The organism is Desulfotomaculum copahuensis, assembly GCF_001655685.1.
Lineage (GTDB): Bacteria > Bacillota > Desulfotomaculia > Desulfotomaculales > Desulfovirgulaceae > Desulfotomaculum_G > Desulfotomaculum_G copahuensis.
The window spans coordinates 1-16038 of the sequence record NZ_LYVF01000188.1 but is presented as its reverse complement, the minus strand read 5'-3'; the positions used below and the strand labels follow the sequence as shown (position 1 = coordinate 16038).

The following is a 16038-nucleotide window of genomic DNA, read 5'->3' as shown; positions in this document are numbered from 1 at the left end:
TTTTTGTCCACGCCCGGGCATACCGGACGTGTCCGGCCCTTCAGCCTGCTACTTCAGGCCAACGGTGATCGCCCGGGTTTTCGCATTCCAGTTCACCTGCGCCCCGAATGCCTCGCTGACAAAGCGCAGCGGCACCATGGTGCGGCCTTTGACCAGCCTGGCCGGCACCTCGAGCGTGACCGCCTTGCCGTTGCGGTAGGCCTTGATCTGCTTGAGGGTCAGTTTGACGGTCACCTCGCCGCGTTTGGCGGTGACGGTGCCTGTCTTGCCGTCCCAACCCACCTGCGCGCCCAGCGCTTCAAAGATCGCCCGCAGGGGCACCAGCGTGCGCCCGTTTTCCACCACCGGCGGCACGTCGAAAGTGAGCTTTTTGCTGTTTACAAATACTGCGATGCCGGCCGGCTGCGCCGGACTGTAAACAGCGGCGGTGACCGTCTGCGCGGTCCGGGCGCCGGCCGTGGCGGCCGCCGCCGGGGCGGCCGCAGGCGCCATATACACGGCCGCGGCCAGGGCCAGACCGGCCAGCAGGGGCAATAAAGCCTTTTTGAGCAATATATTCACCTCCTTTTCCAGCACTAAGCACTATAACTTCGACAGCATTCCAAATATTCCTGCCCCGGCCGCCGGATGTCCGCCGCCGGCCGCCCATTCCGGTAGAGCGCCGGCGGCTGTGCGGCCGCCGCATCAAACGCCGCCCGCGGCGGCGGACCCCGCGCCGGGGGCGCGGAAATTTTCATGCCGCCAGGCAGGATTTTAAAATATTTTTGTAGAATAAAAAAGTTTATGCCATAAATCATATTTAAGGAGCGTGCACATGGCTAAAATTGTCGCCCTCGACGCGGCCAAAACAAAAATAAACGTACAGCCGGCCGCCGCCGAACCCTGGACCTACCAGGCGGCCTTCTGGGGCCTGGCCCTGCTGCTTTTTTTCCCGCCCTTCTTCCGCGGCCTGTTTTTCGCTGCCGATCAGGAACGGGCGCTCATGCTGGCCGCCTTGATTTGCTGGTGCGCCTGGCTGTGGAAACACGGCCGGCGCGATTATGCCTTTCTCTCCCACCCGCTGGACTATTTCGCCCTCGCCCTGCCGGCGGCGTACATACTGTCCTCCTTTGTGGCGGTGAACGCCGGCCTGGCGCTGGATGAGATCGTGAAGAACGTCCTCTATTTCCTGGTTTACTGGACGGCGGTGCAGGTGGTGACGGGGCAGCGTGAGGCGATCCGGCTGCTGCATGTGATCTACCTGGCCGCTGTGGGCGTGGCCCTGGCCGGGCTGTTCACCGCCACCGGCCTGGCCAGTGTCAAAGACGGCTTTTTGGGCGGGCGCATCTACTCCACCTTCCAGTACCCCAACGCCCTGGCCAGCTACCTGACGGCGGCGGTGTTCCTGGGCCTCTTCTTCAAATCAGAATACGGCGCACTGGCCCTGCGCGACGCGATTACCGACCGTACACTGCTCAAAACGCTGCCGGACAGGCTGTTGCGTAGCCGTCCCTTCGGCTATCTCTATAAGGCGCTTGACTTCATCCTGCTGGCTGTATTGTTCGGCACCAAATCGCGGGGCGGCCTGCTGGTCACCGGCGCGGCCGTGGTGCTCTACCTGATCGGCCTGCACTGGCAAAAACGCCTGCCCGTCCTGCTGCACCTGGTGTTCCTGGGCATCCTGGCCTATCCGGCCGCCCGCCTGTTCATCAATGCCGCCACGGCCAAACAGATGGCCGCGGCCTGGCTGTGGATGCTGGCCGGACTGGTGCTCACCCTGGCCGGACAGTGGGCCTGGAATTTTCGGCTGGCCGGCTGGGTGGACCGGTTTGCCGCGGTCAAGCGGCGGGTCAACCTGACCCTGGGCGGCATACTGGTTGTGCTGGTGGCCGGGGCGGCCGGTTTTTTGGCCCTGCACCTGCATAAAGTGGATACATTCAAATACCTGCGGGACGCCATTGAAAGAATGTACTTCGTCAAGGACGCCCTGGCCATGATCAAACAGCGGCCCGTCCTGGGCTGGGGCGGCGGCGGCTGGCAGGAGGCCTACCGGGGCTTCCAGGGCTACCTGTACAACTCCAATCAGGTGCACAGCTATTACTTCCAGGTGACGGTGGAAACAGGCCTGATCGGACTGTTGGTGGTGCTCGGCATCTGGATCTGCTTTCTGTGGGCCGGCCACCGCGCCCACCGGGCGGCGGAACCGGGCGGCACCGGAGAGGCCCTGATCTGGACCGTGACCGTGGCCGCGCTGGCCATCGGCGCCCACGCGCTGATCGACTTCGATCTGTCCCTGTCCGCCCTCACCCTGGTCTTATGGACGCTTTTCGCCTGCGCCCGCGCCCTGGCCGGAAAATGGACTGGCGCGGAAGGACAGGGCCGGTTATAATGGTAACAAAAACCAGGGGTGATCCGGATGGAAGACCAAACCCTGCATCAAAAAGTGGACCGGCTGACAGAACAGGTGGCCCGGTTGGCGCAAATGATCGGCACTGTAGCCGAAGGCCAGGCCGGTCTGCGCCGGGAAGTGACCGGTTTGGCGGAAATCCAGGCCGGAATGCACGGGGAAGTGATCTCCCTGGCGGAAGGCCAGGCGGATCTGCGCCGGGAAGTGACCGCTCTGGCGGCCGGCCAGGAACTGTTCCGCAGCGAACAGGAAAAGATGCGCGGGGAAATGAAAGCCGTGCAGACGGCTGTATTTGAGCTGCTGGATGGCCAGAAAGCATTGCGGTCGGCGCAAAATGACATCCTGGAAAAGATCGACATTATTGCCGAAATGTACGGCAGACATGAGTATGAACTGAAATATTTGAAGAAAAAGGTCAATCCGCTGCCGCCCGCACTGCAGGCGCTGGATAAAATGCTGGCACGCGAATAAACAAACAGGAGCGCATGATGAGTAAAAAGAGCAGAAGAAAACCGGTGGCCATCCCGGCCTCCGCCGAACCGCCGGTCAAACAGGTATTGAAACAATCGAACCAGGTTAAAGCGGCGAAACCGGCCGGCCGGCGACAGGACAAGCACCGCCCGGCCCGGCCGGCCGTGCTGGCCGCCGCCACCGTGCTGTGCGCCGCGGTATTTCTCACCGGCGGCTCGCTGGCTGCGGCCGGCAACTACGCCCAGCAGGCCGGCGCCCAGCTGCAGGCCGGCAACGCCCAGCAGGGCCTGGCCGATCTGCAGAAGGCCGTCACCTACAACCCGTTCAACGCCGACTACCACGGCGAACTGGCGCGCGTCTACCTGGCTACCGGCCAACCGCGGCAGGCGCTGGCCGAAGCGCTGCAGACCGCCGCGCGCAGCGAAAGGCTGGCTGACGCCAGGGCGCTTTTGGCCCAGGCCTACCTGGCCAACGGCAAGTACGAAGAAGCGGTCGCACACGCCCGCCGGGCGGTGGAACTGGCCCCCTACCAGATCAACTGGTACGAAACGCTGGCCGCCGTTTACGCCGGCGCTGGCCGGGGCGAACTGCAGGCCGGACAGAAGGACGCCGCCCGCAGGCACCTGACGGAAGCGCTGCAGGTGCCGGCCATGATCCAGGCGCGGGTGAACGGCCTGGGCGCGGAAGAAAAGCGCCTCTGGAAGGACGCTCCGATGCTGGCCGTCACCCCGCACCTGCAGCTCTACCTGGGCGAGGCCGAATACATGCTCGGCCAGCAGCCGCAGGCGGAAAAGGACCTGCAGGCCGCCAGCGGCGACAATCAGGCTAAAGGCGAGGCGCTGACCTGGCTGGCCGTGCTCAAGCACAAGCAGGGCAAAGAGGCGGAGGCGCAGAAGCTGCTCCAGCAGGCGGATGCCGTAAACAAGGGCTACACAAACATGTACAGCCAGCTGGTTAAAACGCCCGTGCTTTAATGAATGCGTGTCCCGCGCCGCCTGAAAATTAATGACGGATCGCTTCGGGACCGGGGAAAACCCGGTCCTTTTTGACGCCCAAAAAGCAATGGTAAATGTCGAATAATGTCGAAAGATTTTCCCAGAGATTTTGTTTCTTTTTGGAGGATTATCCAAAACAGCAGAGAATATATGCCTGTGTAATAGGAACCAATCACCATGTAATGCAACCAACCACTCAACTATAGTTGGTACTGGGGGATCATTCCAGGTCCCAAACCCACCCAATTTCAGCCAACCGCTTTCACCCCGTCATCCGGGGTGAGGAATAAACATACAGGCACTGGGGAGGTGACGCCCGGCGGTTGATTCTCAACCGTAAAAAGATCAGCCAGGAGGTGAGAGGTGATCTAATTGGCCAATATCTACAGCCGTCCCAAGGCGTATGTCTCGTTCCAGGTGCGGATCTCGCCGGATTTGAAAGAAAAACTGGCCCGACGGTCCTTTGAAACGGGAGTCAGCCAGGCCTCCATTGTCATCGCCGCCCTGCAGCACTACCTGGACGCGGGACTCACCCCGCAGAGCGAGCAAATCGAGGAGGAGGAGGACGGCACCGGCGGGGAGGATGAAGACCGTCCGGACCGGCGGTAGCCGTCGAGTGGAACCGCGCCGGCAGACTTGGGATATACGACTGTGGGAGGTGAGAGGTGAGCGTGTTTGGCTAATGTCATCGGCGGCGCCAGGGCGTACGTGGCCTTCCAGGTGCGCGTCTACCCGGAATTGAAGGAAAGACTGATGCAGCGCTCCATGGAAACCGGCCTCAGCCAGCGGGAGATTGTGGCCGACGCCCTGAAATCCTACCTGCAAAAAGCGGATGAATCCGGCGCTGGGACGAAAGCATCAGTCACCAGGAAATGAAGACCGCGTCAAACCCAAAACTACCCAGAGGGGCGGCCCGACCGCCCGAAAAGGAGGATTGTGCTTTTAATGCATAAGTCAGCCAATATGAAAAAACTGAGCGTACTGCTGGTGCTGGCCATGATGGCCATGATGGTGTTTTCCGCCATTCCAGCCTTCGCCGATAGCAACCCGGTGAGCAACGTCACCGTCAGCGGACCGGCAAACTCATACACACCGGTTGCCATCGGCAGCAATGTGACCTTTACCGCCAACTGCACGGATACCGCCAGCAATCCGGAATACCAGTTCTGGGTGATCGGCCCGAGCACCAACTATGTGTGGACGGCCGTACAGGATTACTCATCAACCAATACCTTCACCATGAGCAACCTTGCCGCCGGCAGCTACACCGTGGCTGTTTACGCCATGGATAAAAGCGACGTTGATGCAGGCAACTGGGCAAACGCCGTGTACGCCGACAAAACCTATGTGCTCAATGTCGGCAGCACCGTCAGCCTGAATGCCAGCTATGCCAACGGTCAGATAACCGCGACCGCCTCTTCGACCAACATCCACGCCGCCCGGTATCAGTTCTGGTATCAGGATCCCGTCGACGCCACCAAGTGGACGGCCAGCGGAGATTATTCAACATCAAACACCTTTACCTTTACGCCCGCCACACCCGGTACTTACAACATCGTGGTATATGCCTGCGACCCCAACGCGCCGCAGGATTGGACGCATTCGGTGTCAGCCAAAACTTCGGTCGGCACTCAGTTAGAGGTGCAGTCGGTGAGCGCTCTTAACGGCAGTCAGATTCAGGTTGTCTTCAGCAAGCCTGTTGATAGCGCTACCGCGCAGGCTCCTGCAAGTTATTCATTAGTTGGCGCAACTTTCGCTTCCGCTGTACTGCAGTCCGATGGACAGACGGTACTTATTAACTTAAACCCTGCAATTAGTAACGCGACGCCTACTCCGGTTGCTGTTACTATTAATGGAGTAAAATCAAAGGATCTAAGTGAAACCGCTCCTCTTTACACGAAAACAATAACCGTTGCTGACACGACTTCTCCAACTATAGTAAGTGTTGTATCCAATTCTGGCAGCGGCAACGCTACCAGCGCGAAAGTGACCTTCAGTGAACCAGTCAGCCTTGCAGGAAGCATCTTTAAACTGGATGGAGCAGTTGTGGTCCCTGTCCTTGATCCTACAAATACGATTGGGACGATATCCGGTTTAAGTTTAGATCCTTCCAAAGAGCATGCCCTGGTTGTGCTTAACCTGAAGGATCTATCCGGCAATATGATTAGTCCCAACCCGACAACAGTTAATTTTAATGTCATTCAGAATGTTAATGCACCCACGGCCAGCGTATCCGCTTATAGTGATACAAATATTTTGGTAACCTTCTCCACTAAAATGGATCCCGCTACTGTTACAGCCGCCAACATTTCAGTTAAAGACGAATTGTTAAACAATGTACCAATTGGTGCCGTGACACCTCTACCGGGAGATGCAACCGGGACGAAGTTCCTTGTTCCAATTACCGATCCTACTATGTACAATACTAAAACATCCCGCACCTACACTGTAGTATTCACGAATAATATCAAAGATCAATATGGTAACGCCATGGTCGCGACAACTGCTCCGGTCACCCTGACAAAAGATACAACAGCCCCGGCTATTACAGGCACCAACTTCAATAAGGATGTCAGCGGTAAGGTTACTAATATTGTATTGACCTACAGCAAAGGCCTGGCAGCTTCCGCCGGTTATTCTACAACTGGTGTTACTGTTGTCGATGCCAATGGCGTAGATAGAACTGTCGGATTCTTTGCGCCCAATTCCAACCCGGTGTCTGCCGGTGATACTCAAGTCACTATTCCTTTGACAGCTGCTACGGCTTTGAGCGGTAAGTACACCTTCACTTTCCCGGCCGGATTTGTGACCGATACAGCCCTGACTCCAAACCAAAGCGCTGCCAGCACCCAGGTGATTGACTTCGGTAATTCTGCCAATCCGCCTGCCGCTCTTACCGTTACATTGGCTAATGCTGGTACAAATAAATTCACCGCCACATATAGTGCTGCAGTTAAAGGTGGTGCCGTGACAGGGTCTGCAACTGATCCTGGCAACTACAGTCTAAACGGAGCCGCGATGCCGGCTGGCACTACGATAACGCTAGACCCAACCATGACGGTTGCCACCATAACCCTGCCGGCCAACAGCATTGCCAAGTCTGATCCTGCCGCTTTGTTGAGCGTCTCAGGCGTTCAAACTGCTGCCGGTGCTACTGTGACACCTACCGTAACTCCTGTTGCCGTTGTCGACAACGTTCCGCCTGTGCTTCAATCAGCCCAGGCAGTTGACAATGCTACCATTGTTCTGACTTTTAGTGAAGATGTGACTGTTGGTGCTGCCACAGATGTCAAAGCCAACTTTACGATTAATGAAAACGGCGTTGCATTGGCTCCAGCTACAATAACTGCTGATCCGGTTCCTGGTTTTGACAATAAAGTTAAACTTACCTTGCCAGCGGGGACTCTTGACTTGACAAAACCCCACACTATTACTACTGCTGGTGCATCCCCAATCAAGGATACATCTGCTCTCTTAAACCCAGTGACAGCCGGAACCACAGTTGCAGTAAACTAGCTAATTTTTAAATAAGAAAGGCCTAAAGGGAAATCCCTTTGGGTCTTTCTTAATTTCGACGAATCATTTATTCCGCCAAGCACTGGGAATTTTCAATGCATCGTCAATCATTCCCGTGGCTTAAACTGTGGCTGGCGGTATTTTCGCCGGCATTCCCCGGACCGGCAGCAGGCTGTAACTGCTCCGCCAACTTGAGTGCCGGAATTTGAGAGACGCCCGACACCTTGAAGGTCCAATATTTGTTCAAGATAAAATTTGAAAGCGGCACGATGGTGATCGTGCAAAGCTGCCCGGCAACATACCACCAGTGCAATAGCTGGACAGTTATGTACATTATGCCCGAATTTAACGCCAGGCCGGCCAGACAGACCGCGGCGTACCTGGGAAAATAAGCGGTATGGGCGCTGCCGCGCATATTGAAGGTAAAACGGTAGTTCAGGGAATAGGATATCAGGAGGGAAACAACAAAACCGAGCATTGAGGCGGGCAGCGGGCGCCATGCGCAAAGCTCCACCAGCAGGACGAGGGTGCCGATTTGTCCGGCGGTGGAAAACAGGCCGGCAAGCCCGAATGTAAGGAGCTGTTTTACTATCTGGAAGCGGCGTCTGAAAAAATTAATACCCATATAATGCTTTCCCTGCCGTTTTCATTGTGCGTCCTCCGAACGGCCGCTGCCGCATTTCATTTCCACCGGCGCGGCGGTATCAAAGCCGCGGGTACTGCGCACAAAGTAAAGCGGCCTTTTTTTGGTTTCAATATAAGTGCGGCCGATGTATTCACCGATAATGCCGATTGTAAAGAGCTGCACGCCGCCCAGGAACAAAATCATCACCATCAGTGACGGGTAACCGGGCACCGGGTTGCCGTGAAGCAAAGTGTCTATGATGAGATAAATTCCATAAACAATGGATAGAAAAGCGACAACCAACCCGAAAAAGGTGGCAAACCGCAAGGGGGTGTAACTGAACGAGGTAATCCCTTCAATGGCCAGATTGCACAACTGCCAGTAATTCCATTTGCTTTTTCCGGCATGCCGCGGTTCCTGGTTGTAAGTCACCCCGGTCTGCCGGAAACCAACCCAACTGAATAATCCCTTCATAAAGCGATGCTGTTCATGCAACTGCCTCAGCGCATCCACCACTTTCCTGTCCAGCAGGCGGAAATCCCCGGTGTCCCCGGGAACATCAAAAGAGGTCAGCTTGTTTATAACCTTGTAGAATATGTGCGAAGTCCATCTTTTCAGCCACGGCTCGCCGTTTTGTCCGGATCTGGTGGCGTAGACCACGTCATATCCCTCACGCCACTTTTCTACAAGCGCCGGGATCATTTCCGGCGGGTGCTGCAGGTCCGCGTCGATCAGGATCACCGCCTCTCCCCGGGAGTAGTCTATACCGGCGCTCATGGCAATTTCCTTGCCGTAATTTCGGGACAGATCAATTACTTTGACGCGGTTATCCCGTTGATTGAGGGCGATCAGTCTGTCAAGTGTCCGGTCGCAGCTGCCGTCGTTGATGCATATTAATTCGAAGGGCTGTCCGGTATCCGTCAGTACCTTGACCGTGCGCTCGTAAAAGGCAGTAATATTATCCATTTCATTATACATGGGACAAACCACGGATATTAAGTGATACATGGCGAACCTCCACCGGCCTCAATTGTATGTTTGGGCGTCTTCGACCTCCAATACCGGCCAGGCGGCCCGGTAGCGGATCACCAGGCACGGCGCCAGATGGAAAGTCTTTCTGATCCCGGTCCCCTCGCCGCGGCCGGTGAGAATAACCCAGGCTCTTTTATCTTTCTTGTTCGCGGCCAGTTTTTCAGCTTCTTGATCCGAACGTATTATTTCAATCGGATTATGCAGACGGCCGTTTGACAAGGCGTAAAGGGCGTCGGTGCCGGCCCAGTCGGAGGCCCAGCTGGATATGATATGTTCATGGTAGTAAAAGTCCCACGGTAAGTAACCATATTTGTCGGTGCGAATTGCCACCGGCTCTTTTGTCAGTCCCCATTTTCCCAGGGCGGCTGTAATTTCCTGACCGACCTGCGTATCGAAACAGCCGGCGATGAGATAGGAGCGGACCTCCGAAACGTGTATCAAAACCAGGTAGCAAAAGAAAAATGAAAGAGCGGCCATTGAAGCCGTCCTTAATAAATTTTTAAGCGAGGTGTTTCCAATCAGCCGGTTAACCAGGCAGGCAACCAGGCAGATCACCCCTTCAACAACCAGCCCGATCCCGGGTGTGGCGACATATACGGAACGCAGGCTGATGTAATCATAACTGGTAATCAGCCAGGGGGTATATGACAGTACGAGCCAGGCGGCTCCGGCGGCAAAAAGATACACAATCTTTTGAGGATTAATCTTTTGAACATTGCTTTGTTTATATTCCCCGGCCATCAGCCATACGGCAAAAGCTGTGATCAATAAAACAAGCAGCGCCAGATCAAAATCCGAGCGCACGATCAGCGGCGGCCTGGCAAAAGCGCTTCTGGTCACCGGTCCCCAGATTTCCGACAACTGCCTGGTAACTGCGTTTAAGTTAAATAATACCGCAGATATGCTGTCCGGCGGCTTCCGGGCGGCAAGTGCAGCGGCGGCGCCCGGACTCATGCTCAAATACCACAATGCGGTCACAGCGAGAGCGAGAACACCAGCCGCGGCCCCCTGCCAGCGGCGGTCTTTGCCGCGCAAGGCAAGAGCAACAACGGCGGCCAGCCCGCAGAACCAGAACTGCTCATAGGAGAGAAATGCGGCCGTGGTGCAGATAAACCCGCTCAGCCAGTAAAGCCGCCGGCGTGCATCATCAGCACCATCCCGGTAGGCGGCGATGAAATGCAGACCCAGGGCGAGGAAGAGCATTCCCGGCGCTATAAAGGTGGCCGCCCCCAGCCACTGCTGTCCTTCCACAGACGCCGGCCACCAGAGCAGGCAGATCACAAAGCCCCACACCGGCAGATGGAACTCCCGGCGCGCAATTTGATAAAAAACAGCGGCGGCCGCCAGCACGATGAAGGAAATCAGCAGGGAAAGCAGATCGAGATGCGGCCAAAATCTGGAGAAGAGGCCTATATTCAGCAGATCACCCAACGGCCGGGTGGTGTAGTTGTCCATAACAACAGACCAGCGGTTCGGTACGATATTCGGTTTGACCAACCAATACCAGTCATCCAGCATGGGGAAGTACTTCCAGCCTGCAATGCCCGTGCTTAAAACCCAAAGCAAAGCAATCAGATGGGGCGGTTTGATCTTGTTAATCGCCGAAAAACCGTCCGGCGCGGAAGATTGACCAACCGGGCTTCTTTTTTTCCGTTTGCGCATTTCGAGTACCAACACCTGCCGGCTTTTGGAGTTATAATAAGATATTTCAAAATTCGACGGGTTTACCTGCAATCCTGCCGGTGACGCAAATTTCCCGGATCATATGCCAGGGAGGTAATTGTTTACCATATTGGCGCTTTCTTTTGGCCTTGCCGGTTTTATTACAGAGTAAATTAGCCGTGACTGCGGGCGTTTTAAGTTAAAAGCCCGGAAATCTTTAAATCTGCCGGGCAGTAAGACACGATCACGCCGCCTGGCGGGGCTGTTCCGGCGTTGATCCGGGTTGACAGGCCCGGTCCGGCGGTTCATAATATGGAGTTAAATACAGTAAAACATGGAGGTAGGAGTTAAAGGATGAAGAGGTCTTACAAGCCGCTGATTGCGATTGCTGTCCTGTTGCTGCTGGCCGTGCTGGCCGCCGGGTGCGGCAGCAAGCAGGCGCCGTCCCCGCCGTCCGGACAGGCAGCCGCGCCGGCGGCCAATGCGGGCGCCGATTTGGCCAAGAACGCCGGTAAATTCGTGCAGCAGGCCGATGCCCACAAGGACAGCGCCGCGGCGCAGTTCCAGGCCGCCCTGGGCCTGTACAACGCCAAAAAGCTGTCCGAGGCCGCGCAGTATTACGAGCGGGCGATCAAGCTGGACCCGAAAAACGCCACCTATCTGAACAACCTGGGCAATGTCTACCGGGATATGAAAAACTACAAGCAGGCGGCGGCGGAATACCAGCAGGCGCTCAAGCTGGCCCCGCACAACATTGTCAGTTATGTAAATCTGGCCTCGATGCAGGCCACTTATCTGAATGATAAAAAGGCCGCCCTGGCCACCGTGCGGGAAGGCTTGCAGAACAACCCGCAGAACAAGGATCTGCTCACTATGGCCAGGCAGTTTGCCAAGTAGAGCGGTATGATAAAAATATTCGCCGCCGGCGGTCCCTGATGTTAAATTCAGGGGCCGTTTCTTTTACCATAAGATAACTGCAGCGCTGTTGCCGGCCGGTATAGTATAATGGCATGTAAGCTGCTGATTTAAGCCGGCTGGAAAAATTTCGATACTATTGTAAAGGAGGTTTGATTTTTGTTCAGAAAAATCGTGCTGTCTTCCGTCCTTTTGTTTTGCCTGCCCTTTGTTTTTGCCGCTCCTGCTTTTGCCGGGCCGGCAAAGGCGGTGATTGCGGCCGGCAAAAACACCGGTACCGTTGACGGACAGGCTTACCGGCTGCAGATGGCGCCGGTGCTTGAAAACGGGCACCTTTATGCGGCTGTTCGTGATCTGGCCGCGGCGCTGGGGGCCGGTGTGAGCTGGGAGGATAAAACGCAGAGCGCGACAATGATCCTGGAGCGGGGTTCACGCCGCTATACGGCGGTGCTCCGGGCGGGCGCCGACCGGATCGAGCTGACCGACGCCCCGGGCAGGGGAATTGCCGCTCAGTACATCAGTGTGCGGAAAATCATGCTGGACGCGCCGGCCGTGCTGCAAAACGGGCGTCTGATGGCGCCGGTGCGGCCACTGGCTGAGGCACTGGGTTTTCAGGTGCGCTGGGATGCCACGGCGCAGGCGGCGGTGATCGAATAAATTGAATTCGGGGAGGGAAAGTGTTGAATTTCCAGCGCTTGATCAGTCTTTTGCTCTGCCTTTTTTTGCTTGCCGGAGCGGTGCCGGCCTTTGCGGCCGGCGCGGACGGCGGTGTTCCGTTGGCCGGCAGTGTGCTGCCGCTGCTCGGCGATCCGGGCTGCCGGCAGGTGGGCCCGCTTGATCCGGACCGCATGCTGTCCTTGACCGTGGTGCTACGCCCGCAGGAAAAATTTGACCCGCCGGTGCGGGAACAGGCCGCTTCGCGGTTCCGGACCCCTGCGGCGGCGGCGGAACAGCCGCTGATTGATTACCTGATGCAGTGCGGTTTGGCTGTCAACCCCGGCGCCGGCGGACTGACCATAAGCGCCGGCGGCACGGCGGCGGCGGTGGCAAAGGCGCTGCACGTGCAGTTGTTCCGCTATGTGTACCAGGGAGAGGAGTTTTTCGCCAACGACCGGCCGGTGACGCTGCCGCCGGATCTGTCCGCCGGCGTGGCCGGCGTGTTCGGCCTGAACAACTTCCAGGCCTTTCACTCGCTGCGGCGTTCGATAAAAATAAAAAAGCCGGCCATTCGCCCCCTGCTCGGCCGGCAGCCGTACACGCCCCCCTACATTCCGGCGGAAATACATAAAATTTACGGCTTTGATCAGGCCTATGCCGCCGGTCTGAACGGCGCCGGGGTGACGGCGGCGGTGGTTACGTTTGCTTCCTTCAACCAGTCGGATGTGGACAAGTTCACCGGCGGTCTGGATCTGCCGTCCGGCGGCGGGACTGAGGTGGTGCCGGTGGACGGCGGCTCGGGTGCGGTCGACTTTAACGACAACTCGTCGGTGGAAACGACCATGGATGTGGAAAACCTGCTCTCCAGCGCCCCCGGCTGCCGGCTGCTGGTTTATGAGGCGCCCGCCTCGGCTACGGCCCGGGATATGATTGACGCCTTCAGTCAACTGGTCAATGATCACCGGGCGCAGGTGGTCAGCCTGAGCTGGGGTTCGGACGACGGGCAGCTGACCGAAGATTTTTACGTCTCAATGGACGCAATCCTGCAGGCCGGCGCGGCCGAAGGGATCACTTTTGTGGGCGCCTCCGGTGACGACGGAGGGGATCATCCCGTTTTTCCCGCTGAAGATCCCTACTTTACCGCGGTGGGCGGCACACAGCTGCAGCTGAACGCGGCGGACGGCTCGCTGGCCGGGGAAACCGGCTGGACGGGCAGCGGCGGCGGTCCGAGCTGGCTGATTCCGGCGCCGGCCTGGCAGCAGGGGGCGTTCTTGCCCGCCTCCGGTTACCGCATGTCCCCGGACATCGCCTTTGACGCCGCTCCGGAAACCGGCTACGCCCTGTACTACAACGGCGGCTGGAACTACGACAACGGCACCTCCGACGGCGGGACCAGCGCGGCTGCGCCGGAAGTGGCCGCCGCCATCGTGCTGGTGGATCAGGCGCAGGCACGGCAGCACAGGCCGCCCCTGGGCGCCGTCAATCAGGCGTTGTACGGCCTGGGCGCCGCCGGCAGCCGGGCCGTCCGGCCGGTGACTGAGGGCTCCAACGGCCCGTATCAGTGCGGCAGCGGCTACAACATGGTCACCGGTTGGGGGGTGCCGCGGGTTTTTGACTTGATTACGGCGCTGACCGGTTTTTCGGCCGCTCCTACGGTTTCAATAACGGCGGATTCCCTGCGGGCCGCTACCGGCGACAATGTCGCTGTTACGGCCACCGCCGGCGGAATAACCAATCCGCAATACCAATTCTGGATTCAAAACCCGCTGGACCAGTCCTGGTCGAGCAGCGGGGACTACAGTGGAAGCGGCGGTTTCACCTTTACTGAAAGCATTCCCGGAACCTATACGGTTTTGGCCTGCGCCAGATCCGGGGACGGATCCGGCGGCGCACCGGTGCAGAGCGCTCCGGTGACGATTACTTTCTTCAGCAGCCGGCCGGCGGTCAGCGCACTGGCGGTGACCGGTCCCAACGGCAGCCAGCCGGCCGGCGGCAGGGCCGTGTTCACAGCCGCGGCCGCCGATCCGGGCGGAGTCCCGGAGTACCAGTTCTGGGTGCATGACGCCACCGGCTGGCGGGCGGCGCAGGATTATTCCACCCGCAATACTTTTGCGCTGGACAGCCTGCAGCCGGGCAGTTATGTGGTGGTGGTCTACGCCCTGGATCAAAACGATTTTGCGGCGGGCCGCTGGACAAGCGCTTACCGGCAGTCGTTTGTTTTGAACGTGGCCAGCAGTGTGCGTCTGAACGCGCCGGCCGGCGCCGTTACCGGCGGCACAGTTGATTTGACCGCCCTGGCAGCCGGCCTGACCGGAGCGGAATACCAGTTCTGGTATCAGTCGCCGGACGGGTCGTGGCACGGCAGCGATTATTCGTCCGCAAACAGCTTCCACTTTACCGCCGGATCGCCCGGCGTCTACCACCTGGTGGTTTACGCCAAGGATCACTACGCGCCGAATACAGCCCGGTTTTCCGTGTTTGACACCGCTGCAGTTAATGTGCAGTGAGCCATTTCCAATCCCACCTCTTTTTTCTTTTCGCCCCGGGCGGGTTTTACGGCAGGTATTTTGCCGCCGGTGTAGTATTTCTGTTAGCATGGATAAATCATTGACCGTTTGTTTCGTCAGCAATGAAATCTGGCCGGGCACCGGCGGCGGCATCGGACGCCTGCTCGGGGAAAATGCCGCGCAGTTGGCCCGGCAGGGCGTCAGACCGCTGATGCTGCTGGATGTGGCGGAGCGGCAGAAAGAGGCCTTTATGGCCTACGCGGCGGCAAACATACCGGGGGCGGCGGTCCATACCGTGGACGGTCTTTTAACCGCCCGGCGGGAGGAAATGCGCGCCTACGGGGAGCCGGAGGCCGGGCCGGACGATTTCCGGTTTTATTATTACTGGCGCGCCTACCTGGTCGATTTATGCCTGCAGTTTCTCCTGGACCGGGAGCGGGTGGACGGCATCGAGTTCGCCGATTACCTCGGGCAGGGGTACGTGTATTTCAAAATGCGGCCGCAGCGCGGCCGGACGGACGTTCCGGCCTGGGTGCGCCTGCACGGCAGCGCGGAGATCTGTGACGCCGCCGACGGGAAGGAGCTGTTCACGCCGGACCGGCGGCAGCTGTACGATATGGAGCGCTTCTGCCTGGCCTGCTGCGACTCCTGGTTGGCCCCCTCCGCCGGGACCGTCCGGTGGTACGCGGATCATTACGCCCTGGAGAAGCAGTGCCTGGTGCAGCCGCCCGGCTACCAGTGCCCCGGTCCGGGCGGGGCGCATCCCCGCCGGCGTGAGCCGGCGCGCCCGCCGCGGGTGCTTTTTTACGGCAAACTGCAGCACATCAAGGGGGCGGACCTGCTGGTGCGGGCGGCGGTGGAATATTTGTCCCGCGACGAGCCGGAGGCCGGGTTTTTATTGGCCGGGCCGGACATGCCCGCCGCCAACGGGGAATCGACGCAGGCGCAGCTGGAGCGTTTAATCCCGGACTGCTTCCGGGAAAATTTTACGTTTACGGGAAAAATCGATCCGGCGGAACTGCCCGCGCTGGCTCTGGCCTGCGACCTGGCGGTGATTCCGTCGCGGGCGGAGACATTCTGCCTGGCCGCCCACGAATTGAACTGGATCGGCATTCCGCTGCTGCTGAGCGATATTCCCGGCCTGGCGGATTTTTTCCGGGACGGGGAGAACTGTCTCAAATTCAACGGTACGGCGGAAGATCTCTACCGCCGCTTGAAACAGTTTTTCGCCGGCCCGGACACGGCGGCGCGCCTGCAGCGGCGGGTAACGGA

Annotated in this window: 14 protein-coding genes; 10 read left to right on the top strand and 4 right to left on the bottom strand. The window is 58.4% G+C overall.

Features of this window, described 5'->3' with window-relative positions; all coding sequences use genetic code 11:
• Nucleotides 1-48 precede the first annotated feature (48 nt).
• A complete protein-coding gene (locus A6M21_RS15150) occupies nucleotides 49-552 on the bottom strand; it encodes a copper amine oxidase N-terminal domain-containing protein (protein WP_151191973.1) in 504 nt (167 codons plus the stop codon).
• A 262-nt stretch (nucleotides 553-814) separates the two neighbouring features.
• Between A6M21_RS15150 and A6M21_RS15140 the strand changes: the two genes are divergently transcribed.
• The 6 genes from A6M21_RS15140 to A6M21_RS15115 all read left to right on the top strand — a co-directional run bounded on the left by A6M21_RS15140 (nucleotide 815) and on the right by A6M21_RS15115 (nucleotide 7368).
• Complete coding sequence (locus A6M21_RS15140) at nucleotides 815-2368, top strand: O-antigen ligase family protein (protein WP_066670548.1); 1554 nt, start codon at nucleotides 815-817, stop codon at nucleotides 2366-2368.
• 27 nt (nucleotides 2369-2395) lie between these two features.
• Nucleotides 2396-2857 (top strand): hypothetical protein, encoded by a 462-nt coding sequence (locus A6M21_RS15135; protein ID WP_066670545.1) that lies wholly within the window; start codon nucleotides 2396-2398, stop codon nucleotides 2855-2857.
• Nucleotides 2858-2874: 17 nt separating this feature from the next.
• Nucleotides 2875-3831, top strand: a complete 957-nt coding sequence (locus tag A6M21_RS15130; RefSeq protein ID WP_066670543.1) for a tetratricopeptide repeat protein — start codon at nucleotides 2875-2877, stop codon at nucleotides 3829-3831.
• 393 nt (nucleotides 3832-4224) lie between these two features.
• Nucleotides 4225-4461: a hypothetical protein gene (locus A6M21_RS15125; RefSeq protein WP_066670541.1), complete on the top strand. Its 237-nt coding sequence runs from the start codon at nucleotides 4225-4227 to the stop codon at nucleotides 4459-4461.
• Nucleotides 4462-4527: 66 nt separating this feature from the next.
• Nucleotides 4528-4728 (top strand): ribbon-helix-helix protein, CopG family, encoded by a 201-nt coding sequence (locus A6M21_RS15120; protein WP_066670538.1) that lies wholly within the window; start codon nucleotides 4528-4530, stop codon nucleotides 4726-4728.
• A gap of 69 nt (nucleotides 4729-4797) precedes the next feature.
• Complete coding sequence (locus A6M21_RS15115; protein WP_066670535.1) at nucleotides 4798-7368, top strand: Ig-like domain-containing domain; 2571 nt, start codon at nucleotides 4798-4800, stop codon at nucleotides 7366-7368.
• 103 nt (nucleotides 7369-7471) lie between these two features.
• On the opposite strand, the gene A6M21_RS15110 is transcribed toward A6M21_RS15115, so the two are convergent.
• The 3 genes from A6M21_RS15110 to A6M21_RS15100 are packed head-to-tail and all read right to left on the bottom strand — an operon-like array spanning nucleotide 7472 to nucleotide 10687.
• Nucleotides 7472-7993 carry a GtrA family protein gene (locus A6M21_RS15110; RefSeq protein WP_066670532.1) on the bottom strand — a complete coding sequence of 174 codons (522 nt, stop codon included), beginning with the start codon at nucleotides 7991-7993 and terminating at the stop codon, nucleotides 7472-7474.
• A 21-nt stretch (nucleotides 7994-8014) separates the two neighbouring features.
• Nucleotides 8015-9001: a glycosyltransferase family 2 protein gene (locus tag A6M21_RS15105; RefSeq protein WP_066670529.1), complete on the bottom strand. Its 987-nt coding sequence runs from the start codon at nucleotides 8999-9001 to the stop codon at nucleotides 8015-8017.
• An 18-nt stretch (nucleotides 9002-9019) separates the two neighbouring features.
• Nucleotides 9020-10687, bottom strand: coding sequence for a hypothetical protein (locus A6M21_RS15100; protein ID WP_151191972.1), 1668 nt, complete (start codon nucleotides 10685-10687; stop codon nucleotides 9020-9022).
• Nucleotides 10688-11041: 354 nt separating this feature from the next.
• Between A6M21_RS15100 and A6M21_RS15095 the strand changes: the two genes are divergently transcribed.
• The 4 genes from A6M21_RS15095 to A6M21_RS15080 all read left to right on the top strand — a co-directional run.
• A complete protein-coding gene (locus A6M21_RS15095) occupies nucleotides 11042-11584 on the top strand; it encodes a tetratricopeptide repeat protein (RefSeq protein ID WP_066670525.1) in 543 nt (180 codons plus the stop codon).
• A gap of 177 nt (nucleotides 11585-11761) precedes the next feature.
• Complete coding sequence (locus A6M21_RS15090; RefSeq protein ID WP_066670523.1) at nucleotides 11762-12259, top strand: copper amine oxidase N-terminal domain-containing protein; 498 nt, start codon at nucleotides 11762-11764, stop codon at nucleotides 12257-12259.
• Between the two features lie 23 nt (nucleotides 12260-12282).
• A complete protein-coding gene (locus A6M21_RS15085; protein WP_066670521.1) occupies nucleotides 12283-14766 on the top strand; it encodes a S53 family peptidase in 2484 nt (827 codons plus the stop codon).
• A gap of 100 nt (nucleotides 14767-14866) precedes the next feature.
• Nucleotides 14867-16038: glycosyltransferase family 4 protein (locus A6M21_RS15080; protein WP_161486092.1), on the top strand; the 1172-nt coding region annotated here is incomplete at its 3' end.

Bases quoted from the DNA above. Each gene is read 5' to 3' on its own strand.
- A6M21_RS15130 (WP_066670543.1), top strand. From the start codon at position 2,875: ATGAGTAAAAAGAGCAGAAGAAAACCGGTGGCCATCCCGGCCTCCGCC.
- A6M21_RS15100 (WP_151191972.1), bottom strand. From the start codon at position 10,687: ATGCGCAAACGGAAAAAAAGAAGCCCGGTTGGTCAATCTTCCGCGCCG.
- A6M21_RS15140 (WP_066670548.1), top strand. From the start codon at position 815: ATGGCTAAAATTGTCGCCCTCGACGCGGCCAAAACAAAAATAAACGTA.
- A6M21_RS15105 (WP_066670529.1), bottom strand. From the start codon at position 9,001: ATGTATCACTTAATATCCGTGGTTTGTCCCATGTATAATGAAATGGAT.
- A6M21_RS15110 (WP_066670532.1), bottom strand. From the start codon at position 7,993: ATGGGTATTAATTTTTTCAGACGCCGCTTCCAGATAGTAAAACAGCTC.
- A6M21_RS15095 (WP_066670525.1), top strand. From the start codon at position 11,042: ATGAAGAGGTCTTACAAGCCGCTGATTGCGATTGCTGTCCTGTTGCTG.
- A6M21_RS15115 (WP_066670535.1), top strand. From the start codon at position 4,798: ATGCATAAGTCAGCCAATATGAAAAAACTGAGCGTACTGCTGGTGCTG.
- A6M21_RS15135 (WP_066670545.1), top strand. From the start codon at position 2,396: ATGGAAGACCAAACCCTGCATCAAAAAGTGGACCGGCTGACAGAACAG.